Genomic DNA, 25,336 nt, shown 5'->3' with positions numbered 1-25,336 from the left:
AGAGTTTTTTGAATAAAGTTAAGATAAACCTTAATTACTTTAAACAAAATAATAAAAATATGTTTAATTTTATTAAAATCGTGTTATTATTATAACCAAGGGGGGAAAGAGATGAACAAGAAGGACGTTCCTTCGTGGATCTTATCGTTGGATTCTGAAGACCTTGAATTTATACGTAAGTTCATCCTTAATTCTGGTTCATTAAAGGACTTAGCCAAAGCGTATGAAGTATCTTATCCAACAGTGCGGCTAAGATTGAATCGACTGATACAAAAAATTGAATTAGTGGAAGAAAGTGAATCTGAAGAGTTGGTTAGCTTTATAAAGAAATTAGCAATAGAAGAACGTATAACACTTGAAGATGCTCGACTAATCATCCAAAAATACAATAGCGAAAAGGAAGGGATTTAAATGCCTGAGTTATCCGTATTCCTCATAATCTTTGTTTTGTCAGCAATCCAATATTTTATGGCTACTAGAAATGGCTTCATATTCGGTTTTTTCATACCTGTAATATTTATTGCTGCAATGTCTTGGATGTTTATTACAAACAGACTTGAAAGTGTCACTATGTTCGTTGTACTACTGATCATTGGATTAATCCTATTGATAGAAGAGTGGGTCAGAGGAAGAAAATCCCTTCAAAAACGACGTCATAAGGAAATGGATATTATGAAAACAAAAGACCTTTGAACGTCATATTCCCTGTTTAAAAGAATATACATGGAAATACAGTTATAGTATAATATGTGCACCCATGTTTTCATTCTTCTATACAATATCTTCTCTGAAGCGTAAGCTGTATGAGACGAATCTTATTCTGGTCGTGGGGGCCTAAATAAGAATATGTATGGAAGCTAATAAACAGCGCCCACTGTTTATTAGATAGAAAAGGGATAGAGGTTGCGACTCTATCCCTTTTTTTAATAAGTATTAGTTAATGATGGAATCAATCTTATCGCTGATCCACTCGAAAGTAGCACCGTTTTTGATCCAGTTCCAAACTGTGCCGATATTTTTTGCTGCCCAGTTGTATGCTGCCCCTGATAGTCTTGAAATTAGCGCCCATGCTGCTCCCATAATTTTTCATTCTCCTTTTTTTCAAATATTTTGCAAGCTTGCACAATCAATATAAAACAGCAAAATCTTTAATACAATAACATTTTCCAAAATAATCTAAATTCGTACTTTCATAATAGTCCCTTTTCCCTCTTTTTGGAATATTATTAACTAAATGTAAAAAGTGGGTTGTTTAACTTCATATTTTCTTTATCATTATTAGGAGAAATATGGTGCTATAATTTCACTGTATAAACATTTATAAGGGAGATTTCTATGCATTTAACACTTAAAGAACCTTCCAAGAAAATTTCTCCGTATGCAATCAAGTATTGGAGATTAGTCGATATTATCGTCTATTCAGTCGTATTTTGTATATTAGGAGTACTATACCTTCTAAAGACTACTTATAATTGGCCTAATTGGTGGGATACTGTTTTCCTTTTAGGTACTATCCTTTTAGTACTTTCCTTCATAATTGAGTTCTTTTATATACCAAAATTCAAGCAAAGGACTTGGAGATATGAAGTTAACGAGAACAGCATTCAACTCAAATATGGTCGTTTCCTGAAGAAGTCTTATAAAATCATCCCTATGAATAAGGTCTACTATGTAAACACGTATCAGCACCCTCTGCTGAAACGATATAATCTATCCACTCTAAAAATTGGTACTATAGCTTATGTACACGAAATCCCAGCGCTACCTGAACAAGAAGCCCAGCACATTCGCCAACTGATATCCGACTTGTCCGGAATGAATATAACCAATTCCAATGGGGAAGCGAGGCATATCGATGGGTAGTATAAGCAATCCAGAAACAGTCTATAAAAGACTCCCTCCATTATGGATGGGTTTAAAAGCTCTCCGGTCGCTGAGAGAGATAATCTTCTTCTCGATATTTTTATCGGTTATCTCTACAACTAGGTTTTCGCCTTTCCCTTTTGATAATGTCAAATGGATTATTGCAGCTTATAGTATTTATAAAGCTATCTCAATTGTCCTAGAATGGAAGCATTTTGGATACTTCTTTGATAATGAAGGGCTGCATATAAAGAGTGGTCGCTTTATAAAGATAGACCGGCACATTCCATTCCAACGAATACAAGGTATAAATGAATATACACCTTTTTTCCATCGATTATTAGGATTAACCATACTTTTATTAGACGTAGGAGCAAATGATAATAAAAGCTCAGTAAAATTAGACATGTTAACTCATGAAAGTTCAAAAGAGATTAAACATAATTTAATTAAGTACGGTTCTATACTGAAAGACAATCCAGATGCGGAAGAACAAGAAATGAGTACTCTTAAGCATCCTTTAAGGAAAACTATCTATCAAATCTCTAATAAGGAGATTATTATTGGATCAGTTACATCTTTAAAGCTTGTTTTGTTCTTTACGTTACTTTATTCATTTTATGGAAATGTAGAGAGGTTATTTTCCGTCCAACTGAATGTGGAACAAGTAGTAAGTTTCTTTACAAGTAGCTGGTGGCTCATGTCTTTGGGAATATTATCATTGCTTATCATATCCACTGGGTATGGTGTACTTAAGACTTACCTTAAGTATGGTGACTTTTCCGTAGCTACTGATCAAAATAGAATCTTTATCAGCAAGGGAAGAGTAAATAAAACAGACTTTTCAATTCCAAAACACAAAATACAAGCTGTAAGTATCAAATATTCATTACTAAATAAACTTACCGGTCTAGTTAAAGTACGAATAATTAGCACTAATGACAGTGATAATCAAGAAGTCCAGACCTCCAATGTTCTGTTTCCCTTTATTAACGAGAAGAAAGCAAGATCCCTTATTGAAGAAATGTTACCCGAATTTCGTCTACATGAAGTTATGACTACAGTTCCTAAAAAGTCTATAATCCCAAAGCTGATACGAACAAGTTACTTATGGTTGGCAGCAATAGCAATAGTATACTTCTACTTGCCTTCTTTTTGGTACGTAGCTTTTGTATTAGTATCCTATATCCTGATTAGTCAAATACGAAGTGGGTTATTTAGTGGCTATTCTTTTGAAGGAGATAGTATTCAGTTAAAGAAATGCAGATTGTCGAGCACTGTTATTATCACCTCCAGATCTAGATTGGAGGAATTAAGATTTTCACAGACCTTAATGCAAAGGATATTCAATCTATCTTCTTTTGCTGTAGTATCACGCTCCAATCCTGCAAAGACTACCAGAATGTTGGATGTTCCTTTTAAAGTATCCATAGAGTTATACACTATGTATAAAGCAGATGCTATCAGAAAAGGCAAACTGACTGCATGACAATATAGCCGAGGATTCCAAATTGTCAGGGAATGATAGAGATAATGAAGAAATAACAGGAGATAATAATAAGAAGATTATTAGCAGAAGTATCCATCCAGGTCAAAACCACAAAATATCTTATTCCCAATGGATCCATATAATATAATATAAATAAAATACTGCATAAACGGCTATTGCTCCACTTAAATAAGAAGAACTAGGAGTAAAGAGAGAATATCTCTAATCATAGTGAGAAAATACGAAGATTTCTTTAAAGCGATGAGCAGACTGGTTCTAATACTAAATCAATACAAACAGAAATGGAGGTCATTTAAGAAAACAAGGTTAAAAGAAGTGCATATTAATGAAGGGCAACAATATTTATATGTTGCCCTTTGGTTATGTAATACCTTATAAGATGTATCCGCTTTACTACACTAAAACTAAATCAATTGATAATAGCTGATATATCCGATCTGCCTATCTTTTGATGCGCTGTGTAATCAAATCATTATATAGTTTTTTCCGTTCCGATCCAATCCTGCATAAAAATCCCTCATTTCCATTTGACGTCTATATCCAGTATCTGTATAATGAGCATACAACACAACAGAAGCGTTGATAAGGACAACATGCACGCGCCTCTTTCTTCCAGAGAGCGAAGGAAATGCTGGAACCTTCGCAGATAAGCACATGCATTACCGCCTTGGAGCTATTACGGGGAACTCAAGTATCCGTAATCGGGAAGACCGTTATCGCTTTTTTAAGAGCATCAGCTGTTTGCTGGTGGAATTAGGGTGGAACCACGACCGCAATCGTCCCTTCAGGGAGATGACTGCGGTCTTTTTTATTTACAATTTCATATCGGAAAAGCAATGCGAAGGACATGATGCAAGTCATCCCTCTCCTAAACAGAAAGCAGGGTCAACGGCTGAGAGCCCTGCAGGAGAACGATTTGGATTACCACCTTCAAGCTATGGCGGGGAAGTCACAGTATCCGCTATCGGAGGAACCGTTATCTCATACAAGCGCCAATGCATTGGCGGAAATCTGGGTGGAACCACGACCACAATCGTCCCGATCACGGGAGGATTGTGGTCTTTTTTATTTCAAAGGAGGAAATTATCATGAACAAACAAGCTGAAGCAGAAAAACGGAACCATCGTAAACTAGGACAGCAGCTCGAGCTATTCCTGAGCATGGAGGAAGCACCAGGCATGCCCTTCTTCTTGCCAAAGGGAATGGCACTGCGCAATAAACTGGAGGAATTATGGAAAGAAAAGCATGCCCAAGCTGGCTACGATGAAATCAAGACGCCGATCATGATGAAGCAGCAGCTCTGGGAACGGTCCGGTCACTGGGATCATTATCACGAAAATATGTATTTCTCCGAAGTCGATGATCAGCGCTACGCCATCAAACCGATGAGCTGTCCTGGTGCAGTGCTGATTTATAACAGCAAGCTCCGCAGTTATCGGGATCTCCCCCTGCGCTATGCCGAATTGGGCTTGGTGCACCGTCACGAACTATCCGGTTCACTGAACGGGCTTCTGCGCGTCCGATCATTTACACAGGATGACGCGCATCTATTCGTCCGTGAGGATCAAATCGAACAAGAAGTGGAAAAAGTCCTTCATTTGATCGATGATTTTTACAGCCTGTTCGGTTTCTCTTATGAGGTAGAGCTATCCACTCGTCCAGAAGATTTCATGGGTTCCCCCGCAATTTGGGATCAAGCGGAGGCTGCCTTGGAGAATGTCCTTGAAAGACAAGGGATCGCTTATAAGGTGAATGCCGGTGACGGTGCATTTTACGGTCCGAAAATCGATTTCCACATTCTCGACAGTCTCGGAAGAAGCTGGCAATGCGGCACTGTCCAGCTGGATTTCCAAATGCCGGAGAAATTCGGCTGCAGCTATATCGATCAGCAAAACAGCCGCAAACAGCCAATCATGATCCATCGTGCCATCTATGGATCGATCGAGCGCTTCATGGCCATTCTCATCGAGCATTATGCAGGCGACTTCCCCTTCTGGCTGGCACCGGTTCAGGCAAGCATACTCTCGATCAGCGATGCGCACGCAGAATATGCCAAGGCCGTTGGCGAGTATCTTCAAAAAGCAGGCTATCGCGTGTCCGTTGACGATCGTTCGGAGAAAATCGGGCTGAAAATACGGGAAGGCTCCCAGCAGAAAGTGCCTTATCTGCTTATTGTCGGGGATAAGGAGATGCAGGATAAAACAGTTGCTGTCCGGAAGCGGCCAGAGGGAAACATCGGGGAGATGTCTTTAGGTGATCTCCTGAAGCAATTCGAAGCATAAAAAAGCGGATGCTCCCAGAGAGTATCCGCTTAAAATATGCCGATCAATTCCTTTGTATAATTGTGACGCTGATTATCATAAATATCTTCTTTATCAAACAAATCGAGCAGCTCGCCATCTTTCATGACTGCGATGCGCTGGCAAAGCTGATAAACAGCAGCAAGGTCATGGGAAATAAACAAGTATGACATACCTAGTGTTTCCTGGAGAGAAGCAAGAAGCTTCAATATCGCTCCCTGGGAAAGGACGTCCAGGCTTGCCGTTGGTTCATCCAGGACGATGAGCTTGGGCTCGATGCTGATGGCACGGGCAATGGTCACCCGTTGTTTTTGTCCGCCGCTCAGCTCATGCGGAAAACGATCCCCCAGCTCTTTTGGCAGTTCCACCGTTTCCAGCAGCTGCTGTACAAATGCTTGCTTGGAGGAGAAATGAAAGTGCCCTAGCTGAAGTTCATGCTGGAACTGCAAATATGGATCCAGCAGTGAATCTTTGATTCTCATCTTCGGATTCAAAGAGGCGGTTGGATTTTGGAAGACGGTCTGTACGTTGCGGCGATAGTTTCGAAAGTCTTTCCGGCTGGCATTCGCAAGGGGGTCTCCATTAAATATAATCGATCCGCCATCAATTGTCTCTACTCCCAACAGGCAGCGCGCCAATGTACTTTTTCCACATCCGCTTTCCCCTACCAAGCCTAAGCTTTCACCTTCGTGAATGGAGAGAGAGACATCATTGACAGCCAGCTTACCGGGAGTATAGCTTTTTTTGAGATCATGCATTTCGACAACGCGCCTCATTTGCTTATCTCCCTGACGCGCATGGGCAATGTCGGGGCAGCTTGAATCAGCTGCTTCGTATATGCATGTTCCGGCTGATGGATGAGCTTTTGTTTTGTTCCGACTTCCATGATCTTACCATCCTTCATGACAGCGATTTTATGGGAATAGCGAACAACATGGCGCCAATCATGTGTAATGAAAAGAATCGCACAGCCTGTTTTTTGCTGCAGCTCTTGCAGCAAGGAAAGGATCCTATGCGCAGATACGCTATCAAGCGCAGTCGTTGCTTCATCAGCAATCAGGATGTCCGGCTCCAAAAGAAGTGCAAGTGCGATAGAAGCACGCTGCAGCTGGCCGCCGCTCAGCTGGAATGGGTATCGCTTACCAAAGCTGGCATCCAGACCGACAGATTCCAGCGCCTCTTTCGTCATTTCATTACGCTTTTGCTTTTCTTTCACTCCATGTGTTTGCAAATACTCTTCCATATGCTGCAGGATCGTCAGGAAAGGTGTGAAGGAGCCGTGATAGTCCTGGAAAATATAACTGATTGCTTTTCCTCTCAACTCTTTCATTTCTTGTTTCGTCCGTTCAAGAATATTATCCCCTTGATAAATGACGCTTCCGGATGCACTTAGATTAGGTCCAAGCAGTTGACCGATCGCTTGTGACAGCATCGTTTTCCCGCTGCCGCTTTGACCAACGAGGGCGAACCATTCTCCTTTATCGATGGTAAGACTGACGTGATCCACAAGCGTTTTTTCTCCATGTGATACCGTTAAATCCTTGATTGATAAAATCATGGCTGCACCTCCTTTTTCACATCAAATTCATCTCGTAAATAGTCACCGAGAACATTCGCCACTAACACCACTGCAACGATGGCCAGTCCAGGATAGACCATCATTTCGGGGTTCGCCTGGAAGTAAGGCCTGGATTCATTCAGCATGGCGCCCCACTCCGGGGTCGGCGGCTGTGCACCAAGACCGATATATGAAAGCGAAGAAATGAGCAAAATGATTTTACCGAAATCCAAACTGGACAGGACGAGGACATTCCCGATGATATGCGGCATAAGATGTCTGCGCATGATCGTAAACGTGGACAGACCATTGATCCTGGCAATGGTGATATAGTCTTTTTGCACTTCTGTCAGCACTGTGCTGCGTACCATCCGGGCATAGTTGACCCATTTTACAAGAACGATGGCAAACAGCAAGTTACCAATACCCGGCCCCAGCAGACCGCTTAGCACAATGGCAATCACTGTATCGGGGAAAGCAAGGAAACCATCGGCGATCCGCATGAATAGCCGATCGACCCAGCCTCCCCGTATTCCTGCAAGCAGGCCGAAAGGAACACCGATCATAACTGCTGCAGCCAAAGCAATCAAACTGTAGCCGACAGTCAAACGGAATCCGAGTAAGAGCCTCGTGAGCACATCACGGCCTAAATGATCCGTCCCCATGGGATGCTCCCACGATGGGGATGCCAGCCGGTTCCCGACATCTGTCATGTTGGCATCATGCTTCAAGTAAAGGAACGTATATGCCGCCACTGCCAATGACAGGACCAAAAGCGCACTGATCAGCCAGGCCTTGGTTTTCTTTATTTTTTCAGGGGAAAGAGCCATGACACTCATCTAGCTGAGCTTCCTTTCTTTTAATCGAAGTTCAGGATTTACATATCGATAAGATAGATCCACTAATGTATTCACGATGAAGACAATAGCCGCCATCAGGACGATATAGCCTTGAATCAGCGGATAATCACGCTGACGGATAGAATCAACGACGAGCTTTCCTACACCGGGGTAAGCAAATAATACTTCCACCACGACAACACCGCCGATCAAGCTGCCCAGGCTGACACCGAATACCGTGATGACTGGCGGCAAGCTGTGTCGGAAAGCATGCGAGAAGAAGATGCGTCCTTCCGAAATACCCCGCGCCCTTGCCGCGCGGACAAACTCCTGTCCCAAGGAGTCCAACAGACTGGAACGGAGCAGCCGTACATAAACACCCGCAATAGCAAGTCCCAATGTCACTGCCGGCAGCACAAGGGATAGCAAGCTGTCACGTCCCATTGTCGGGAACCAGCTTAATCTGACAGCAAACATATCAATCATGATCAGTCCGAGCCAGAAACTGGGGACGGCAGCACCAATGATGGAGAAATAGCGGCTGACATGGTCGATCCAGCTATCCTTGTATAAAGCGGAAAGGGATCCCAATGGAATCGCGACCAGCAGCATGACGATCAAGGAACCGATGGTCAGCTCCAATGTAGCCGGAAGACCAGTCAGCAGCATCTCCGATACCGGCTGACTGGTGATATAGGAATTGCCGAAATCCAGACGAAGGAAATCCAGCAGCCACTTTCCATATTGGACAAGTAATGGATCGTTGAAGCCCATATCCTCCCTCAGCGCCTCCACCTGCTCTTGGCTTACATTCAGTTCATCCACATTCAGGATCGTAAGCGCTGGATCACCTGGTGCAAGGCGAAGGAAAAGGAAACTGAAGAAGGTGACGAATAAGACGAACAGTACAACCTCCAGCAATCTTCTCCCAATGATACGAAACATCACTTCACATCCAATTGATTTGTTATCATATAATATTCACTTCTTGTCGTGACCCAGTTCTTCACTTTCGTTTCATCATAGGCAACGAGCGTGTCTGGATAAATCACAAATGAATTGATTTGATTTTCATCTACGTAATCGGCAGCTGCTTCAGATAGCTCTGCACGCTTATCGGCATCGACTGTTACATTTAATTCATCGATGATCCTCGTCAGCTCTGGTTCATCTGCACCACTGAAATTCAAAGCTCCGTCTGGGTGATATGTGGCATTCAAGTAATATCCAGCATCACCACGAGGGGCTGTCAGGTTACTGTATGTGGCTAAATCCCAATCCCGATTTGATGCCATGTATTCTTCCGGGATCTCTATTTGACGCAGTTCCACGTCAATACCAAGCTTTTTCGCATCCGATTGGAATATCTGTGCGATCAATGGAAGGTCAGCCCTGGAAGAGTAGGTCAGCATGGTAAGCTCAAGAGGCTCCCCGTCTTTCTGCATTTTGCCATCCACGAGGGTATAGCCAGCTTTTTCAAGATATTCCTTTGCAACATCTTCTCCCGTTTCATGTTCACTATAGCTTGGCGCAAATGGCAGGGAGCCAGGGAACGGCCCTTTTGCCGGCTCTGCATATCCTAGCAATACAGACTGTGCAATTTCCTCCCGATCAATCAAGGCATCCAAAGCCTTGCGAACATTCACATCCTTCAGGGCTTCCCGCTCCATATTCATCGTCAGCTGGTGCACGCGGAAGGTTTCGGTCGATTCCACCTTCACGCCTTCCTTCTCCTCCAAGCTCCCGATGCTTTCCACTTCCGGTCGGAAGACGACATCCGCATCACCTGACTCCAAAGCTAAAGAACGAGCATTCGCATCTTCATTGAAGGAGAAGGTCACAGAATCAAGTTTAGCTTTTTCATCCCAATAGCCCTCATTCCGAACTAGCTCCAATTTACTGCCAGGCGTGAATGATTCAAGCTTGAAAGGGCCTGTCCCAATCGGATTATTGACAAAGTCGCCTGCTTCCACATCAATGATGGATACATTTGGGTTTACAAGCTCCGATACGAACTCAGGAAACGCCTGTGTATTCGTGATATGCAGGGTCCTATCATCCATTACTTCGATGGCATCGATTTTCAGTGCATTCTGGATCGCTACATTATCCTTCAAGGATCTTTCCAATGATGCTTTCACCGCAGCCGCATCCATCGGTTTTCCATTTTGGAAATCGATGCCTTCACGAAGCTTGATCGTCCACTCCCTCCCCTCGTTTGTGCCTTCCCAGCTCTCAGCAAGCCACGGTTCGATTGTCAACGTTTCCTCATTCAATCTGACCAGCGTTTCTGTCATTCCGGCACGCAGTGGTACATAACTGGAATCCACATTCGGATCCAAGGAATTGGTCGCAAAATTATATACGAAGGCGAGGTGCTTCTTGTCTCCTTCTGAATCGGCATTATCCGTACATGCTGCCAGCAGCAAGATAAGTATCGCCATTCCCAATGTCTTTATCAGAAATTTCCGCATCCGTTTTCCCCCTCAAATATATATGTATGCCAATAAATTCGTAATCATTACGTTTTGTATATTATCGTAACGATTACGTTTTGTAAAGTGAATTTTTACATAAAAAATAGCCCCTTCAATCGGAGCTATCCTTCATAGGCGCCAACTCTTCCTCGGTGAGCCACTTATGGTTTTTCACTTCTTCCCCTGTTGCCATCGACTTATAATTCACCATATACACCGTTGTATCCTCGACATCCTCCACAATCGCAGTGGCACCTTTCATCCCTTCCATATGGTCCGCCGTAAGCGTCGCCTCGATTCCTGGCTCTAGCGGATGTTCATCCGCTTCCTTCAGCTCTTCCTGGATGACCCAGCGATGATTATCCACATGCTCACCGTCCGTGGATGTATATGTCACTTCATATGCATATGTATCAAAGGCACCGACAATGGTCGCTTCTGCACCCTTCATTCCTTCCATATGATCGGCTTGGATGATTGCCTTGCTGCCAGGCGGGAATTTGGGATCCTCCGCTTCTTCAAGATCCTCCGCTTCTTCAAGACCCTCCGGTAATTCACCCGATTCATCATGCTGCATATGATCTGTGTCATTTGAATGTACATGACCTTGCGTTTGCGGCTCATCATTTCCGCAAGCCGTAAGCATCAAAACGGCTGCAAAAAGAATCATCTGTATTCTCATGCGATTCTCCTCCTTTGCTGCTACTAGTATGTATCACACTCTCACTTCCCTATACCCTTCCGCCTCTTTGGTTAACTACAGGCTATCATATACAAAGAAGGACAGTCTATCGACTGTCCTGAAGGGATCTTGTAATGACGCTTTTATAATAAAGCACAGATAACATACCAAAAGCGGAAAAAAGCAAAGCAAATACAATCATGACTGTCACCATCGGCAGCCATAAAGAGGTGCCAAACCAAAACCATCCGGACTTCACTGCAAAATAACCATGAGACAACCCTATGGCAAGAGGAATCCCGAAATGAAAGAGCTGCTTGCGGACAATTCCCTTACGCAAATCTGTTTTCGTAAATCCGATCTTGCGCAATATCATGTACGTAGGCCGCTCCCTATCACCTTCGTCCATTTGCTTGATGTATAGAATACAGCCGGAGGTAAGCAAGAAAGCAAGTCCCAAAAATCCGACGATGAACATGTACAGACCCATTGCCAGCTTGCTGGATTCCAAAGCTAGCTGCTTGGACATAGCCCATCCCTCTATGTTCAGCTTAGAAAATAACTTTACGGCTTCTTTTTCATCTTCCTCATCCTGGAGAGTGATGAAGTAAAGTGTCTGCTGCTCAGCTGCATCATCATGTCGGAGTTTTTGAAAATCAGCTGCAGCGACTACTGCTGCAGGACCGCCGTACGTCACGATAGTTGGCAGCGGAGAACGGTTTACAATGTCTTCCAAATGCAAATGTACATCTCCACCAGCTGGATGGACAACTATTTCTCCTGCATGGAACGTTGCAGCTGCATTCGATCGGTCATCATCCCCTGCTAAGATGACATGACCAGTTTCTACATCAAACCCAGCTTGCTCTGCCGGAATGAATGTCATATTCTGCAGGGATGACATGTTACTGTCTTCTTCGAGGATTGCTGATATGTCGGCATCCAACTGAACAATGTCTTTTTCTTCCCCTTTAAATCCGATTGCTGCTTTGTCCAGCTTCTGGCGGAATTGCTGCTGATCATCATTGGATTCGAAAGAGAAATCTGCCCCTCCAGTTGCAGAATCAGCATCTTTTCCAACAGAATAATAGGATATGGAGCCAAGGGATAGAAAACCGATTGCCAGTGCCATGACTGTCGTGATGACCGTGAGTAAGAAAGCATTCGTGCGCATCCGGAACATAATCGAACCAATCGACAGCACCTGTTGGATTGTCAAATACCCTTGCTTGCTTTTTCGAATAATAAGGAGCAGCAGCGTGACAGAGCCTTTATAGATAAAATACGTTCCGATCATGGTACTGGCCAGTGTGTATCCCATCATTCTTGTCAAAGCTGCAAAGTCCCCAAAATCACCATCGAAGAGAATCGCAGAAGTATAATAACCAGAAGTAATCAACAGGATTCCTGCAATCCCGATGGCAACTTGGTACCAAGTGACACGCTGATCAGGAGATTCTGTTTTATTTTGCTGCTGGAATAAAGCCAGCAGCGCTTGTCTCCCGATTTGCAGGGTAGTCATCACCATGAGCAGTACATATAAGATCATGATCACTATCACTGTTTGGCCGACTGCTTGCCAAGTGAACTTCAGAACAACAACCTGACTCATTCCAATCATCTTATACAAAATCATCATCATCAATAGTTTGGATCCTATAAACCCGGTTAATATGCCTGCCAAAAGACTCCCAGCATAAAGTATGGCATTTTCCATCATGAACAAAAAACTGACTTGCCCTTTCGTCATCCCGGCCAGCTGATACAATCCGATCTCCTTTGTTCTCCGCTTCAAAAACAATCCGTTCGCATACAGAAGGAACACCGTTACAATGAATACAAGCAAATAAGAGGCTACTTCAATACCCGCCTGCACTTTGAATGAATCGTCCAATTCTCCGGCCGCGGCCTCGTATTGCAGGGTGACAAAGGCAAAATATAATGCCGTACTGCAGACAAGTGCAAAAAAGTATAAATAATAGTGTCGCAGATTTCTTTTTATATTTCGGAAGATCAGTTGATGAATAAACATATGACACCTCCCAAAAAAGAAAAGGGCTGCATGCAGCCCCTTATGAAAGTGATTGTTTAATGACTTTGTTGTAATGGACAACAGAAAGGATGCCAAAGATCGAATACAGAATTGTATAAATGATCATTACGATGATCATCGGTGTCATCATCACCGAACCGAACAGGAACCAGCCGGACTGGACAGCAAAATAGCTGTGCATGAGCCCGAGGACAAGCGGAATACCGAAGTTGAACAGTTGCTTGCGCTGGATGCCCCGGCGAAGATCCGCAGTCGTGAAGCCAAGCTTGCGGAGGATCGTATAATTTGGTTTCTCGCTTTCTGCTTCATCCATCTGCTTGAAGTACAGGATACAGCCAGACGTGATCAGGAATGTCAGGCCGAGGAATCCTACAATGAATAAAGCCAAGCCCATCGTCGATTTCTGCTCCTTAGCGGCGTCGATTCTGGATTCACTATTATCCTTTGCCTCAAAATCCAAATCATTGAATATAGCATTCGCCTTTGTCAATTGATCATCATCTTCAATCGTATAACCGAAATACCAGTGATAGCCTTGATTCAAATCTGGATTGATATCCTGCTTCAGCTCCTGGAACAGTGCGTCATCGACTATCATTGTCGGCAATCCGCCCATGGTGTAATAATTAGAAATCGGGTATTCGTCCTCCATGCCTGTATAATGCAGTGCTGTTTCCTTCTCTTTCCCATGGATAACTACATCTCCCTTGTCCTTCAGAGACATGAAACGCTGCAGCAGCTCATTATAGCCGGTCAATTTCAGCTCATCCGGCGCCACATCCAACCCTGCTGCCTTCTCGCTGATGACAGCCGTATCCATCATGGAAGCATTAAAGTTCAGCTCCAGCTCCGTCTGCAGGATTTTCTCGAAATTGAGCTGTACGGTATACACTTCCGCTTTGTCTTCTGTATAAGCGATATCATTATCATCCATTGCCTGACGGAAGGCTTCGGCATCTTTTTCTGTCAATAAGGAGAAATCTGCTCCACCCGTATAGTTATAAGCCATTTTTTCAGCGGAATAGAACGTGATATAACTCAAGGAAAGCAGTCCGATGGCCAATGCGGATACTGTCGTGATGATGGTTAGAAGCGTTGCATTGGACTTCATCCGGAACATGATGGATGAAAGGGACAATACCTGCTTGATGTTCAGGTAACCGCCCTTTTGCTTTCTGACAAGGCTTACCAGGAAGGCGACAGACCCTTTGTAGAATAAATAGGTTCCAAGGATGACAGAAAACAAGATAAAGAACATGACTCCGAATAATTCCTTCATAGAGGTGAAATCTCCATCGAATAGCTTTCCGGAAACAACATAACCTACCGCAATCAGGGCAATGCCGCAAATCCCGATGATGATCTGGAAAACAGACAGCTTTCTTGCTGTCAGTTCTGTCTTTGATTTCACGTGGAACAATGACAGGATCGTCTGACGTTTAATGAAAAACAAATTCATCAGCGCAATGAGTGCATAGATACAAATAAATACGATCAAGGTTTGAAGAAAAGCTGTTGTTGAAAAGGACAAGGAAGCTATCCCTTCCACCCCGGTAGCCTTAAACATCACCATGATCAAGAGCTTCGAGCCGATAAACCCTAATATTATTCCGAAAACGAGGCTGCCGAAATAAAGAATGGCATTTTCCGCACTCAATATAGTGAAGATTTTATTCTTCGTCATCCCGATCAGCTGAAACAGACCGATCTCCTTACTGCGCTGTTTGATAAAGATCGTATTGGCATACAGCAGGAAGATAGCGACGATAAATACAAGGAGTACAGAAGCAGTGGCGATACCCGCTCCGCCTTTCACCGATCCTTCCACCGGATCCATCGACTTATCATATTGCAGGGTAACAAAGGCAAAGTACAAACCGGAACTGAAAATCAGGGCAAACACATACAAATAATAATTACGGAGATTCTTCTTCAGATTGCGAAATATCAGGCTATTAATGCTCATTTTGCACCCCGCTGAGGACACCTTGCGTGGACATGATATCCCTGAAGAAGGCTTGGCGCTCCTGCTGGCCTTTGTTCAGCTGCGTATAGATCTGACCGTCCTTGATGAAAATGACGCGGCTGCAATAGCTGGCTGCCGCCGGATCATGGGTGACCATGACGATGGTCGCTTTCCGGTTGACATTCAGCGAGCTAAGCTTATTAAGCAAGTCGGAAGCCGATTTCGAATCCAAAGCTCCCGTCGGTTCATCAGCGAAAATGATGCTCGGCTCATGGATGAACGCACGGGCAGCAGATGTCCGCTGCTTCTGACCGCCGGAAATTTCACTTGGGTATTTGTTTTGTATCTCCGTGATGCCAAGCTGGTCGGCTACTTCTGCAAACATGCGATCTGCTTCTTTTTTCGGCACTTTCTTGATGGAAAGCGGAAGCAGTATATTCTCCTTCACTGTCAGCGTATCAAGCAAGTTATAGTCCTGGAAGACAAACCCAAGATGGTTTTTCCGGAACTCGGCCAGCTTCTTCTCTTTCATATTCGTGATTTCATTATTCTGAATCAGGATCGTTCCGCTGCTGGCACGATCAATGGACGAAAGCACATTCAATAGCGTTGTCTTACCAGATCCGGATGACCCCATGATACCGACGAATTCCCCCTCCTCGATACTAAGGTCGACTCCTCGCAGCACCTCCTGTTTATTGAATTTATTCCCGTAATTCTTCTGGACTCTTGTCGCTTCTAGAATTCCCATCCATTCGCACCTCTTTATCTGATTTGTTACCTCAAGTATACGGATGCCCCGGGATATGCTCCTGCTTTTCAGCTAACAAATGTACAAAGGCGTGTGACAATCCTGTCACACGCCCATCATGCCGACCATTTCATTTCGTTTTGGGAAAGTGAGCGTAAAGCATGTGCCTTTTCCTAAATCAGATACTGCGTCTATTTCGATCCTTAGCGGTTTTGCTGCCTTTTTGGTCAAATAAAGCCCCATGCCGGTGGCAGCTTTATCGTGTTGGATGGTAGATGTAAAACCCCGATCGAATATACGCGGCAAGTCCTTTGCATCAATCCCGATGCCCCGATCTTCGATGTGGATGCGTACATGTCCATCGACTTTCTCGCTTGAAATGGAAATATCACTGTTTTCACTATACTTCACTGCATTGGATAATAACTGCCGCATAATGAACGTGAGCCATTTCGTATCACTCAGCACCACTTCCTCCTCCAGGTCCAAGTCGAAACCGATTCCCTTCTGCATACACCACGAGCGCAAGGTCCGGATCTCCTGGCTGATGACAGCATGTAGATCAATCTTCTCGATGAATAAGTCATTCTCGATAAATGTAATGCGCTTTTGATGGATCTGTGTGTCCAACAGCATATGTACACGCAGCCATTCATACGTCAGCTGCTGCTTCAACGCCGCATCTTCCACCCGCTCAAGGATCAGCTGCATGGCAGTCAACGGGGTTTTCACTTCATGGATCCAGGAAAGCAGTTCATCCTTCTCCCTTTCCAATGACTCCTGGCGATCGGCAGCAGTACGATTCAAGAAGTTGACCTGTTCATGCAGGCTTTCATGAACAATGTATTCATATGGTCGATCCGGTTCTGGCAGCGTCGAGGCGTCCAGACTTTTCTCCCAATCCCTCAACCCGCGATAATAACGCGTTTCACGATGATATCGAAAAAATAGAAAGACGATCAGCAGCAGCCAGAACAGCAATAATATATAGAGTATGGAATCGAAAGGAATCGTTGTATCCACATACGCAATCAGTACAAGCAAGCCTGAAAGCAAGACAAACATACCAAGCCAGCTTGCCTTATCCCGAAGAAACTCCCGGATCATGGCCTATCTGCCTCCAGCGCGCAATAACCCTGTCCCACTTTTGTTTCGATTTGCTGTCCCAGGCCGATCCCATCCAGTTTCTTCCTCAATCTGTTCACATTTACCGTCAATGTATTATCACTGATGAAGCGTTCGTCATCCCACAGGCTTGTAATCAGCTTCTCACGGGAGACAATCTTGTTTTTCTGCTCTACCAGGAGCTTCAGGATGAACATCTCATTTTTGGTAAGTTCCACTTTTCCAGCATCATTTTCCACTTCATTCTTTTCATAATCAACCGTTGCGCCATTCCATGTCTTCAATGTAACTTTGTCCGTACTGTAATTGTAGACGCGGCGCAAAATAGCTTGGATTTTTGCGATCAGCACCTCAAAATGAAATGGCTTCTGGACAAAGTCATCCCCGCCAAGCTGCATCGCCATGACCATATCCATCGGATGATCCCTGGAGGACAGGAAGATGATCGGCACATTGGAATGCGCCCTGATCATCCGGCACCAGTGAAAACCGTCGTAGCTCGGCAGCTGGATATCGATGAGTACAAGCTCCGGCTGAACGGATGAGAATGTTTCCATCACCTGTCCGAAATCATCTATTCCATACACCTCATAGGACCATTGCGTCAAACGGGTCCGAATTTCTTCAAATAGACTTTTGTCATCCTCGATCAGTAATATCTTAAACAACGTATGTCACCTCATTCGTCTTCCATGAAATTGTAACGAATACCCAATGTTTTTACTAGCACCCTTTGGTAAAGATTGTTTCTATATCTGGCTTGTGCTAGAGTTTTCTCATATAGAAAAAGCGAGGTCCTGCACGATGTTCGATCCTACTGTATTTGATAATTTGAAAGTGGCTTTTGAGAATCAGCTCTATGATTTGGATAATCTGGACAAGGAGATCACTGTCGTTTCCCGTCATGACCGGATGGAGATGGCTTCCATGTCACGTGAATTCCGGCTCGGTTTCACATTGCGGGAAAATGCGGAAGTGACCGCTGAAATCTGCCTGGAAGCATCCCTCCTTGATTTAGCGGATGAGATATTGGAAGTACCTGATAAAAACCCCGGATGTACATTACGCCTTTTCTTCTATTTAACAGTGGAAAATCCCGAGACGGAGTGTCCTGTCATCGAATCGATCCTGAACCAAATATGGACACCGCCGAGACGTCCGGAACAAACGCTGCAGTATATATATGATAAACAGCAAAAGCATTATCAAAACGCAGTGGAAGTGCGCTTCGATAGAAAAATAAACGAAAATCAGATGGGTGATCTCCCCAATCTGATTGATCATATCCTCGACTCCTTGGAGGCTCTCACCACATAATAGAAAACCCCTGCAGTGCATATACTGCAGGGGTTCGTTTATTTTTTCCGAAGCTTTACATGATCGACATTCAACCAAGCATTTGCTTCGGCTTTATCATAGATACCGATCTCCAGTTTGCCATCCGTGACTTTGATATTGTCAATCGTCACCTTCGTCCAATCGGACAATGCACCAGGTATGCTCTGTTTCAGCTGTGTACCGCCGTTCTTCACATAAAGCTCAGAGTCTGTATGCGTACCGCCTGCCTTCACCCAGGCTGTCAGTTTATACGTGCCGCTGGATAGCCCGTTCAATTGCTGATAGATGGACGCTTCATGGGACTTCGTATCCCAGAAGGATATTTTGTAGCTTCCATCCAGTGCATCGCCTTCCGATTTGACTGCTGTATCGCTTGTACCCGAAGCAATCCACTTCACCCAATCGGATGGACTGCCTGCAGATCCGCCAGCCTCAAAACTGGCATTTTTGGCATAGTTCGTCTGCGCAGCTGTATTCGGTGTACCAAAGATCTTCAAAGCTTCCAAGGCATTGCCTTTAAAATCGAAGACAGCCTGATTATCCCACTCATTTCCCGGCTGATCCTTCACACCGAGATAATTCATCCCTGCAGCCGTCGCCCATGATACCTTTCCATCGTACCAGAGCGGTTCCCAGTAGAAGAATCCAGTCCCTTTATCATTGGGGACTTGCTGAATGGATGTCACCAAATCCTTCATAAAATCATGCTGCCCTTTCGGCGTCGCCGCATACCCGGCAATTTCAGCTTCTTCCTGACCAAAAGCATTTTCTTTAGCATCTGCATTGCCTGCTGTATTTCCATATGCTGTTTCGACAACGATGACGTCTTTTCCATAACGCTTGGAGATGTTATTCATATTCATTTCCAAGTCATCCAAGGTGCCGTGCCAATATGGATAATAGGAAATACCGATTGTATCGTATTCGACATTGCGCGCTGTTATTTCATCAAACCACCATTTGAAGGTCTCATAATTTCCGCCCTCTGCCAAATGCAGCATTAATGTTGTGTCCTTTGGCTCTGTATCCTTCACCGCTTTGATGCCCGACTTAAGGAAAGCTGCCAGTCTATCGAATTCTCCGCCGCCTTCACCCCAGCTCTTTCCATAAGGCCATAGCATGCCGCTATTCAATTCATTGCCTATCTGGACCATATCCGGATAGACATTCTGTTTTTTCATCTCCGCAAGAACACTGTACGTGTAATCATATCCCTTCGCATTCAGCTCATCAAAGGACAGACCCAGCCAGCTTTTAGGCAGATTCTGTTTTCCTGGATCCACCCAAAAATCGCTGTAATGGAAATCGAGCAGGACTTTCAAACCTTTTGCTTTGGCACGTTTGGATAACTCGATTGTCGTTTTCAAATCATTTGTACCCGCGCCATACGTATTGCCGGCTGCATCTTTCGGATCATTCCAGATGCGCAGTCTGACATAATTGGCTCCATTATCCTTCAAAATCTGCAAAGGATCATTCTGGACGCCATTCTCATAGTACTTGGCCCCTGCTTTCTCCATGTCGGCAAGTGTCGATATGTCTGCACCGCGTATGAAGGAGCTGTCATAACCAGCAGCAGAAGCAGGCTGGACAGCCGCGAAAGCACTCGAAAAACTTAACAGCAAGACAAACAGAAATGCCAGCTTCCTTTTCAAAAGATTCCCCTCCTATTTATTTGAGCTGATCGATGACGTAATCCACCGCTTTTTTCGGATCGCGGGTCAAGCTGATGTATTCCGCGCCTTTTGTTGCTGCCAGCTTGATACCGAGACGATCGGTGTCTTCTTTGATATCTTCAAAATACGATCCGACCTGAGGTGCCAGGATGACCATATCGTAGTCTTGCATGATTTCATAATGGGAGCCATATGCGCCGGCAGATGCAGAAATCGGCACACTGAATCGTTCAGCTCCTTCTGTCAATGCTTTAGCCAGCATGGCACTCGTGCCTGCGCCAGCACAGAGGACAAGGACGTTGGTCGGTTTCACTTCATCGGATACGGCTGTCACTTCCGATTCTGCTGCTTGCGTCGCTGCAATGCCGCTCACTGCTGCAGACGCAGCTGGCTGTGTACTTGCTGCAGCTGCTTCCAGCTGCGCGTTACGCGCCTCCTGCATGACAAGTTCTTTATCATATACCTTACAGAATGGCAGGTATATCAGGAAATCGACGACGATCAAAGTCAAAACCAGCACAAATGACCATAATCCCATGCCGGTTCCGAGCACAAGCCCTATCGGTGCCGGCGTGGCCCAAGGCAGGACGTACATGAAGCTGTTCATGCCGATGACATCGACGAAGAACTTGAATATACATACGTTTATCATCGGTGTGAGCAAGAATGGTATGAAGAAATACGGGTTCAGGATGATCGGCGCTGCAAAAAGCAAGGGCTCATTCACCGCAAAGCTGACGGGTATGAAGGAGGCCTTACCTACTGCCTTCAGCTGCTTGGATTTCGCCAGGAGCATGAAAATGAATGGGACGACAAGTGTAGCTCCTGTCCCCCCCATTGTCCCGACAAAGTTCCCAAGTCCTACTGTCAGTACATTGGATGCGTGTTCCCCCGCATTATAAAGCTGAAGGTTCGCCTCGACATTGACATAAATGATGGCTGCAATGGCAGGCTCCACAATGGATGGACCATGTACACCGACAAACCAGAAGAACGCCATCATGCCCCAGATGATCATAATCCCAAGATAACCATCTGCTGCTGTGAATAAAGGAGAAAGCAGTTTGACAAGAGCCTCGGCAAATGGCACATTCAACGCTGACCGAACGATCAAGTCGATCAACACCATGCCAAGGACAGAGAAGGCGAAGGGAAACATATCCTTGAATGTCTGCGAGATGGTTCCCGGCACTTCTTTCGGCATTTTGATCGTAATATTCTTCAGCACACAGAAACGATAGACATTAACTGTTATGAAAGCGGATACAAATGATGCCAATAAACCTTTCGTTCCCATGTATTCGGAAGAGAATCCTCCATCTATCTGCGAGACACTCAAAAGCATGAAGCCAACGATTGAAGCCAGCATTGCGGATGTCGAGTTGATCACTTTGTTCTTCGGCATCTTCCGATTCATGGACTCACTTAAGCTTCTGGCAGTGGTAGCAGAAACAAGCAGGCCCACCACACCCATGGAGTAGTTATATACCTTCCATAGCCATGTCGAGACATTTTCCGGCCAGGCAAAGCCCAGCACCTCCGGCAAAGCTGCCAAAAGGATGAAAATACTCGCAAATAAAATAGCCGGCATCGCTGTCAGGAAGCCGTCACGCACTGCTCCCAGATAGATATTGCGGGAAACCTTTTCGAAAAATGGCTTCCCTTTTTCAATTTGACCGATTATTCCTTTCATCCCACTTCCCCCTTATCAGCTCGTTTTGCGGTAGAGCTCGACGAAGTCCTGAACGAGCTCCCGAAGAAGCAAAGTCGTCATCAAATGATCCTGACCATGGATGAAGATGAACCCGATATCCATGTCCTTGCCTGCAGCCTCTTCTGCCAATATCTGTGTTTGTGCATTATGAGCCAATTTAAGATTTTCATCGGCACTTTTCAGCTCTGCTTCCACATTTTCAAAGTTACCGGCACGCACCTCACGCAGCAGCTTCATCAAAGAGCTGCGGGCATCCCCGGCATATGCGACAATCTCAAAACCTAACATCTGCAACGATTCCTTTGTCATGTTAACCCTCCTAAAAACGCTTTCATCCTACTGCTTGGAATGGCACGGCAAACAGCGTCCGCCGTGCCGGCACTCAATTGATCATCTTTGTCTCGCTCAGGCGCTTATACCAATAAGCGGAGGCCTTAGGGTAACGCTTCTGCGTCTCGAAATCCACGTAAAACAGACCATAGCGTTTATTGTAGCCGTTTGTCCAAGAGAAGAGATCCATCAAGGACCAGAGGAAGTAGCCTTTCGCATTCACACCATCTTCTATCGCCTTGCCGATCGCTTCGAGATAGACTTTGAGATAGTCGATCCTCGCTTCATCCATGATGACCCCATCTTCAAACTCATCCTTGTAGCCCATCCCGTTTTCGGTGATATATATCTTGTTATAATGCGGATAATCCTCTTTGATCCGTACGAGAATGTCGTACATCCCTTCTGGATAAATGAGCCAGTCCCAATCGGTGCGTTTCAGTCCTTCTTTGTAGATTCGTTCCCCGATCCCTTTCACTTTATAGACAGAAGTCCCTTTATCCCCTGTTCCATTGTGGTGGATCTGCGTCTCGCCATCATACGCTTTGACGAAATGGCATTGATAATGGTTGATTCCAAGATAATCATTTCTCCGGGATGCCCTCTTCATGATTTTGAAATCCTCATCAAGGAATTCATAACTCGCGCCATTAGCTTCGGCGATTTCCTCTAGCGCCTGCATCGTCTTCTCCGAATAGTATCCCAGATAGGTAGCATCCAGGAGAAAACGGACGGATAGCGCATCATCCAGAAAAGCTGCATGCCGATCCTCGGGAGAATCAGTTGCCGGATACTTTGTTTCCAATGAATGCACAACCCCGATTTCACCAGGGTGATTATTATCTTTGAACAAGTTGACTGCCCGAGCATGGGCGACCATCATATTATGCAGACATTGGATGATTTTTGAGAAATCACTTTTTATGGATGGAGGGAAAGTCCCCAGTAAGTATTGGTTGGTCGCCACCGGATAAATTTCATTGAATGTGCTCCAATGACGAACTTCATGGAACTCCTTGAAACAGAATGCTGCATAATCGACGAAGGCATCCAAGTTATCCCGATTCAGGAAATCACCTTTATCGAACAAAGTCTTCGGTGTATCGAAGTGATGCAGGGTAACGAAAGGTATTATATTCCGCTTCTTACATTCCGCGAAAAGATTGTGGTAAAAATCGACACCTTCCTGATTCACAGCTCCCGTTCCATCAGGGAAAATCCTGGTCCAAGCAATGGAAATACGGATACCATTGACTCCGAATTTTTCACAAAGCCGGATATCCTCTGGATACTGGTGATAGAAATCACTGGCAGGGTCCGGGCTGAAGCGTCCTTGCTTTTCCAGGAATTCATCCCAGGCCACTGCCCCCTTGCCGCCTTCCTTTGTCGCGCCTTCTGCTTGATAGGCTGCTGTCGCTCCACCGAATATGAAATCCTCCGGCAACTTATACATGATGGATTCCTCCTCAAATTGTTTGTTCGAACAGAAATATAATGTTTGTTTTTGTTGTCTTTCGTTTATTGTAAACGGATACAACAATAGTGTCAATGATATATTTCTAAATACCAGGAATTAATCCAATCATATCCAACTAAAGATGTTCGATTTTGTTTATTTATATTGACTGCATAAAGTTGCATATGATAAGTTATGTTTAAAGTTTCGAGGTGAAAATAATGTTGAAAAGAGAGCGCTTATTAAAAATAGTGGACATCGTCAACAAAAAAGGAATCATAACAGTCAACGATATCATCCACGATTTGAATGTTTCGGATATGACAATCCGCAGGGACTTAGATGAATTGGATAAGGCCGGTAAGTTAGTAAGGATACATGGCGGAGCACAAAGTATCACCCATGCAATGGATCAGGAACTATCCCATGTGGAAAAGCTTGGCGTCCAAGTAGAGGAAAAGACACAGATTGCAGCCTTGGCCGCCTCTCTCGTCAGCGATCGCGATACCGTTTTCCTCGGGCCGGGGACGACAATCGAACTGCTTGCCCGTCATTTGCTCCAAAAGAAAATCAGGATCATTACGAACAGCTATCCGGTATTTGAAATCCTGACACAAAGTGATACAGCTGAAATCCTCCTGATCGGCGGGGATTTTCGCAAAAATACCGGAACCTTCGTCGGACCGCTGGTCAATAGCAGTTTGCAAAAACTCAATTTCACCAAAGCTTTCATCAGTGCAAACGGGGTCCATAACGAAGAGATTTCCACATATAGTATCGAGGAAGGAGAAGCACATCAAATCGCACTGAACAACTCCCGCAGTAAATACTTGCTTGTCGATCATACAAAATTCAACCGGGAAGACTTCTATGTATTTTATAACCTGCACGATATGGATTATTTGATAACGGACGATCAGCTTCGCGAAGATGTTCAGTCCCATTACGAACAATATGTCGAGGTTCAGCTGCCGAAGAAGGCTTAAGGAGGAGAAGGAATGAAGGGCGTCATATTCGATTTCAATGGCACTATGTTTTTGGATTCCCACTTACATGAACAGGCTTGGTTCCATATGGTCCGGAAATATGCTGCTGGATCCATTTCGGATGAAGAGATTTTCAAGAATATACATGGTCGTACGAATAGTGAAATCCTGCGGCATTTTGTCAGTAAGGAGCTGTCTGACGATGATATCAGGGAGCTGTCCGATGAAAAGGAAGGTTTTTACCGGGAGCTCTGCCTGCAAAACAAGAAGGATCTTGTGCTTACGAAGGGCTTAACGGATACTTTGGATCATTTGAAAGCACAGGATATACCTCGAACAATTGCAACAGCCACAGTCAAAGAAAATGTTTCCTTCTATTTTGATGTTTTTAAGCTGGACAGGTGGTTCGATTTCAATGCCGTCACCTTCGATGATGGCAGCTTCCCTGGAAAGCCTGCTCCTGATATCTTCCTGATTGCAGCCAAGAAACTGGGGCTGCAGCCAAGCGAGTGCCTTGTGGTCGAAGATGCCTTTTCTGGTTTGACAGCAGCCAAGGAAGCCGGCATCGGTACGGTCATCGCAATCGATCCTTTCGGAAAGAATCATGAAGCCTTTAAACAAAATCAGCTCGGATGCGGCGGTATCATTCAAGATTTCACCACATTCCGTGAACTTCTGCTCGTTAAATAACAGAACCCCTCATCCCATCGAT

Annotated in this window: 23 protein-coding genes and 1 other annotated feature; of the genes, 7 read left to right on the top strand and 16 right to left on the bottom strand. The window is 44.7% G+C overall.

What is annotated here, in order from left to right; genetic code table 11:
- Window positions 1–111 precede the first annotated feature (111 nt).
- Window positions 112–411, top strand: a complete 300-nt coding sequence (locus MHI54_RS09345) for a DUF2089 family protein (protein WP_095215816.1) — start codon at window positions 112–114, stop codon at window positions 409–411.
- A gap of 522 nt (window positions 412–933) precedes the next feature.
- Here MHI54_RS09345 and MHI54_RS09340 read toward each other — a convergent pair.
- The gene (locus tag MHI54_RS09340; protein WP_095215814.1) at window positions 934–1,080 is read right to left on the bottom strand and encodes an aureocin A53 family class IId bacteriocin; all 147 of its coding nucleotides are present in this window, start codon (window positions 1,078–1,080) and stop codon (window positions 934–936) included.
- 255 nt (window positions 1,081–1,335) lie between these two features.
- Between MHI54_RS09340 and MHI54_RS09335 the strand changes: the two genes are divergently transcribed.
- The 3 genes from MHI54_RS09335 to thrS all read left to right on the top strand — a co-directional run bounded on the left by MHI54_RS09335 (window position 1,336) and on the right by thrS (window position 5,655).
- The gene (locus MHI54_RS09335; protein ID WP_095215813.1) at window positions 1,336–1,863 is read left to right on the top strand and encodes a PH domain-containing protein; all 528 of its coding nucleotides are present in this window, start codon (window positions 1,336–1,338) and stop codon (window positions 1,861–1,863) included.
- Window positions 1,856–3,352 (top strand): PH domain-containing protein, encoded by a 1,497-nt coding sequence (locus MHI54_RS09330; RefSeq protein ID WP_158221525.1) that lies wholly within the window; start codon window positions 1,856–1,858, stop codon window positions 3,350–3,352. Before MHI54_RS09335 ends, MHI54_RS09330 begins: the two co-directional genes overlap by 8 nt.
- A gap of 591 nt (window positions 3,353–3,943) precedes the next feature.
- Window positions 3,944–4,160 (top strand) — a binding site (T-box leader).
- A gap of 208 nt (window positions 4,161–4,368) precedes the next feature.
- Entirely contained in the window at window positions 4,369–5,655 is a 1,287-nt protein-coding gene (gene thrS / locus MHI54_RS09325) for a threonine--tRNA ligase (protein ID WP_340081338.1), read from the top strand.
- A gap of 29 nt (window positions 5,656–5,684) precedes the next feature.
- Here thrS and MHI54_RS09320 read toward each other — a convergent pair whose 3' ends face one another.
- The 11 genes from MHI54_RS09320 to MHI54_RS09270 all read right to left on the bottom strand — a co-directional run bounded on the left by MHI54_RS09320 (window position 5,685) and on the right by MHI54_RS09270 (window position 17,792).
- Window positions 5,685–6,449: a dipeptide/oligopeptide/nickel ABC transporter ATP-binding protein gene (locus tag MHI54_RS09320; protein ID WP_340081337.1), complete on the bottom strand. Its 765-nt coding sequence runs from the start codon at window positions 6,447–6,449 to the stop codon at window positions 5,685–5,687.
- Window positions 6,446–7,231: an ABC transporter ATP-binding protein gene (locus MHI54_RS09315; RefSeq protein WP_095215809.1), complete on the bottom strand. Its 786-nt coding sequence runs from the start codon at window positions 7,229–7,231 to the stop codon at window positions 6,446–6,448. The genes MHI54_RS09320 and MHI54_RS09315 overlap by 4 nt, the downstream gene beginning before the upstream one ends.
- Window positions 7,228–8,070, bottom strand: coding sequence for a nickel transporter permease (gene nikC, locus MHI54_RS09310; protein WP_095215808.1), 843 nt, complete (start codon window positions 8,068–8,070; stop codon window positions 7,228–7,230). The genes MHI54_RS09315 and nikC overlap by 4 nt, the downstream gene beginning before the upstream one ends.
- Window positions 8,071–9,015: a nickel ABC transporter permease gene (nikB, locus tag MHI54_RS09305; RefSeq protein WP_095215807.1), complete on the bottom strand. Its 945-nt coding sequence runs from the start codon at window positions 9,013–9,015 to the stop codon at window positions 8,071–8,073. It lies immediately after the preceding gene.
- Window positions 9,015–10,544: a nickel ABC transporter substrate-binding protein gene (gene nikA / locus MHI54_RS09300; RefSeq protein ID WP_095215806.1), complete on the bottom strand. Its 1,530-nt coding sequence runs from the start codon at window positions 10,542–10,544 to the stop codon at window positions 9,015–9,017. The genes nikB and nikA overlap by 1 nt, the downstream gene beginning before the upstream one ends.
- Before the next feature lie 115 nt (window positions 10,545–10,659).
- Window positions 10,660–11,229, bottom strand: coding sequence for a YdhK family protein (locus MHI54_RS09295; RefSeq protein ID WP_340081335.1), 570 nt, complete (start codon window positions 11,227–11,229; stop codon window positions 10,660–10,662).
- Window positions 11,230–11,335: 106 nt separating this feature from the next.
- Window positions 11,336–13,261 (bottom strand): ABC transporter permease, encoded by a 1,926-nt coding sequence (locus MHI54_RS09290; RefSeq protein WP_340081334.1) that lies wholly within the window; start codon window positions 13,259–13,261, stop codon window positions 11,336–11,338.
- Between the two features lie 40 nt (window positions 13,262–13,301).
- Window positions 13,302–15,248, bottom strand: coding sequence for an ABC transporter permease (locus tag MHI54_RS09285; RefSeq protein WP_340081333.1), 1,947 nt, complete (start codon window positions 15,246–15,248; stop codon window positions 13,302–13,304).
- The gene (locus MHI54_RS09280) at window positions 15,238–15,999 is read right to left on the bottom strand and encodes an ABC transporter ATP-binding protein (protein ID WP_340081332.1); all 762 of its coding nucleotides are present in this window, start codon (window positions 15,997–15,999) and stop codon (window positions 15,238–15,240) included. The genes MHI54_RS09285 and MHI54_RS09280 overlap by 11 nt, the downstream gene beginning before the upstream one ends.
- Window positions 16,000–16,104: 105 nt before the next feature.
- The gene (locus tag MHI54_RS09275) at window positions 16,105–17,106 is read right to left on the bottom strand and encodes a sensor histidine kinase (protein WP_340081331.1); all 1,002 of its coding nucleotides are present in this window, start codon (window positions 17,104–17,106) and stop codon (window positions 16,105–16,107) included.
- On the bottom strand, window positions 17,103–17,792 hold the full coding sequence (locus tag MHI54_RS09270) for a response regulator transcription factor (RefSeq protein WP_095215799.1): 690 nt from the start codon (window positions 17,790–17,792) through the stop codon (window positions 17,103–17,105). Before MHI54_RS09270 ends, MHI54_RS09275 begins: the two co-directional genes overlap by 4 nt.
- A 136-nt stretch (window positions 17,793–17,928) precedes the next feature.
- Here MHI54_RS09270 and MHI54_RS09265 point away from each other — a divergent pair, with 136 nt between their 5' ends.
- Complete coding sequence (locus MHI54_RS09265) at window positions 17,929–18,441, top strand: hypothetical protein (RefSeq protein WP_095215798.1); 513 nt, start codon at window positions 17,929–17,931, stop codon at window positions 18,439–18,441.
- Between the two features lie 38 nt (window positions 18,442–18,479).
- On the opposite strand, the gene MHI54_RS09260 is transcribed toward MHI54_RS09265, so the two are convergent.
- The 4 genes from MHI54_RS09260 to lacG all read right to left on the bottom strand — a co-directional run bounded on the left by MHI54_RS09260 (window position 18,480) and on the right by lacG (window position 23,635).
- Window positions 18,480–20,117, bottom strand: coding sequence for a glycosyl hydrolase 53 family protein (locus tag MHI54_RS09260; RefSeq protein WP_198946040.1), 1,638 nt, complete (start codon window positions 20,115–20,117; stop codon window positions 18,480–18,482).
- 16 nt (window positions 20,118–20,133) lie between these two features.
- Window positions 20,134–21,831 carry a PTS lactose transporter subunit IIBC gene (locus tag MHI54_RS09255; RefSeq protein WP_095215797.1) on the bottom strand — a complete coding sequence of 566 codons (1,698 nt, stop codon included), beginning with the start codon at window positions 21,829–21,831 and terminating at the stop codon, window positions 20,134–20,136.
- A gap of 15 nt (window positions 21,832–21,846) precedes the next feature.
- On the bottom strand, window positions 21,847–22,161 hold the full coding sequence (locus MHI54_RS09250) for a PTS lactose/cellobiose transporter subunit IIA (RefSeq protein WP_095215796.1): 315 nt from the start codon (window positions 22,159–22,161) through the stop codon (window positions 21,847–21,849).
- 73 nt (window positions 22,162–22,234) lie between these two features.
- Window positions 22,235–23,635: a 6-phospho-beta-galactosidase gene (lacG, locus tag MHI54_RS09245; RefSeq protein ID WP_095215795.1), complete on the bottom strand. Its 1,401-nt coding sequence runs from the start codon at window positions 23,633–23,635 to the stop codon at window positions 22,235–22,237.
- Between the two features lie 224 nt (window positions 23,636–23,859).
- Between lacG and MHI54_RS09240 the strand changes: the two genes are divergently transcribed.
- A complete protein-coding gene (locus MHI54_RS09240) occupies window positions 23,860–24,624 on the top strand; it encodes a DeoR/GlpR family DNA-binding transcription regulator (protein ID WP_095215794.1) in 765 nt (254 codons plus the stop codon).
- 12 nt (window positions 24,625–24,636) lie between these two features.
- Window positions 24,637–25,314 carry an HAD family phosphatase gene (locus MHI54_RS09235; RefSeq protein ID WP_095215793.1) on the top strand — a complete coding sequence of 226 codons (678 nt, stop codon included), beginning with the start codon at window positions 24,637–24,639 and terminating at the stop codon, window positions 25,312–25,314.
- The last annotated feature ends 22 nt before the right edge of the window (window positions 25,315–25,336 follow it).

It is taken from the genome of Terribacillus sp. FSL K6-0262 (assembly GCF_037977385.1).
Lineage (GTDB): Bacteria > Bacillota > Bacilli > Bacillales > Amphibacillaceae > Terribacillus.
Note: the sequence above shows the minus strand (reverse complement) of the source record. Positions and strands in the feature narration are given on the sequence as shown.

Bases quoted from the DNA above. Each gene is read 5' to 3' on its own strand.
- MHI54_RS09345 (WP_095215816.1), top strand. From the start codon at position 112: ATGAACAAGAAGGACGTTCCTTCGTGGATCTTATCGTTGGATTCTGAA.
- MHI54_RS09340 (WP_095215814.1), bottom strand. From the start codon at position 1,080: ATGGGAGCAGCATGGGCGCTAATTTCAAGACTATCAGGGGCAGCATAC.
- MHI54_RS09335 (WP_095215813.1), top strand. From the start codon at position 1,336: ATGCATTTAACACTTAAAGAACCTTCCAAGAAAATTTCTCCGTATGCA.
- MHI54_RS09330 (WP_158221525.1), top strand. From the start codon at position 1,856: ATGGGTAGTATAAGCAATCCAGAAACAGTCTATAAAAGACTCCCTCCA.
- thrS (WP_340081338.1), top strand. From the start codon at position 4,369: ATGCATTGGCGGAAATCTGGGTGGAACCACGACCACAATCGTCCCGAT.
- MHI54_RS09320 (WP_340081337.1), bottom strand. From the start codon at position 6,449: ATGAGGCGCGTTGTCGAAATGCATGATCTCAAAAAAAGCTATACTCCC.
- MHI54_RS09315 (WP_095215809.1), bottom strand. From the start codon at position 7,231: ATGATTTTATCAATCAAGGATTTAACGGTATCACATGGAGAAAAAACG.
- nikC (WP_095215808.1), bottom strand. From the start codon at position 8,070: ATGAGTGTCATGGCTCTTTCCCCTGAAAAAATAAAGAAAACCAAGGCC.
- nikB (WP_095215807.1), bottom strand. From the start codon at position 9,015: ATGTTTCGTATCATTGGGAGAAGATTGCTGGAGGTTGTACTGTTCGTC.
- nikA (WP_095215806.1), bottom strand. From the start codon at position 10,544: ATGCGGAAATTTCTGATAAAGACATTGGGAATGGCGATACTTATCTTG.
- MHI54_RS09295 (WP_340081335.1), bottom strand. From the start codon at position 11,229: ATGAGAATACAGATGATTCTTTTTGCAGCCGTTTTGATGCTTACGGCT.
- MHI54_RS09290 (WP_340081334.1), bottom strand. From the start codon at position 13,261: ATGTTTATTCATCAACTGATCTTCCGAAATATAAAAAGAAATCTGCGA.
- MHI54_RS09285 (WP_340081333.1), bottom strand. From the start codon at position 15,248: ATGAGCATTAATAGCCTGATATTTCGCAATCTGAAGAAGAATCTCCGT.
- MHI54_RS09280 (WP_340081332.1), bottom strand. From the start codon at position 15,999: ATGGGAATTCTAGAAGCGACAAGAGTCCAGAAGAATTACGGGAATAAA.
- MHI54_RS09275 (WP_340081331.1), bottom strand. From the start codon at position 17,106: ATGATCCGGGAGTTTCTTCGGGATAAGGCAAGCTGGCTTGGTATGTTT.
- MHI54_RS09265 (WP_095215798.1), top strand. From the start codon at position 17,929: ATGTTCGATCCTACTGTATTTGATAATTTGAAAGTGGCTTTTGAGAAT.
- MHI54_RS09255 (WP_095215797.1), bottom strand. From the start codon at position 21,831: ATGAAAGGAATAATCGGTCAAATTGAAAAAGGGAAGCCATTTTTCGAA.
- MHI54_RS09250 (WP_095215796.1), bottom strand. From the start codon at position 22,161: ATGACAAAGGAATCGTTGCAGATGTTAGGTTTTGAGATTGTCGCATAT.
- lacG (WP_095215795.1), bottom strand. From the start codon at position 23,635: ATGTATAAGTTGCCGGAGGATTTCATATTCGGTGGAGCGACAGCAGCC.
- MHI54_RS09240 (WP_095215794.1), top strand. From the start codon at position 23,860: ATGTTGAAAAGAGAGCGCTTATTAAAAATAGTGGACATCGTCAACAAA.
- MHI54_RS09235 (WP_095215793.1), top strand. From the start codon at position 24,637: ATGAAGGGCGTCATATTCGATTTCAATGGCACTATGTTTTTGGATTCC.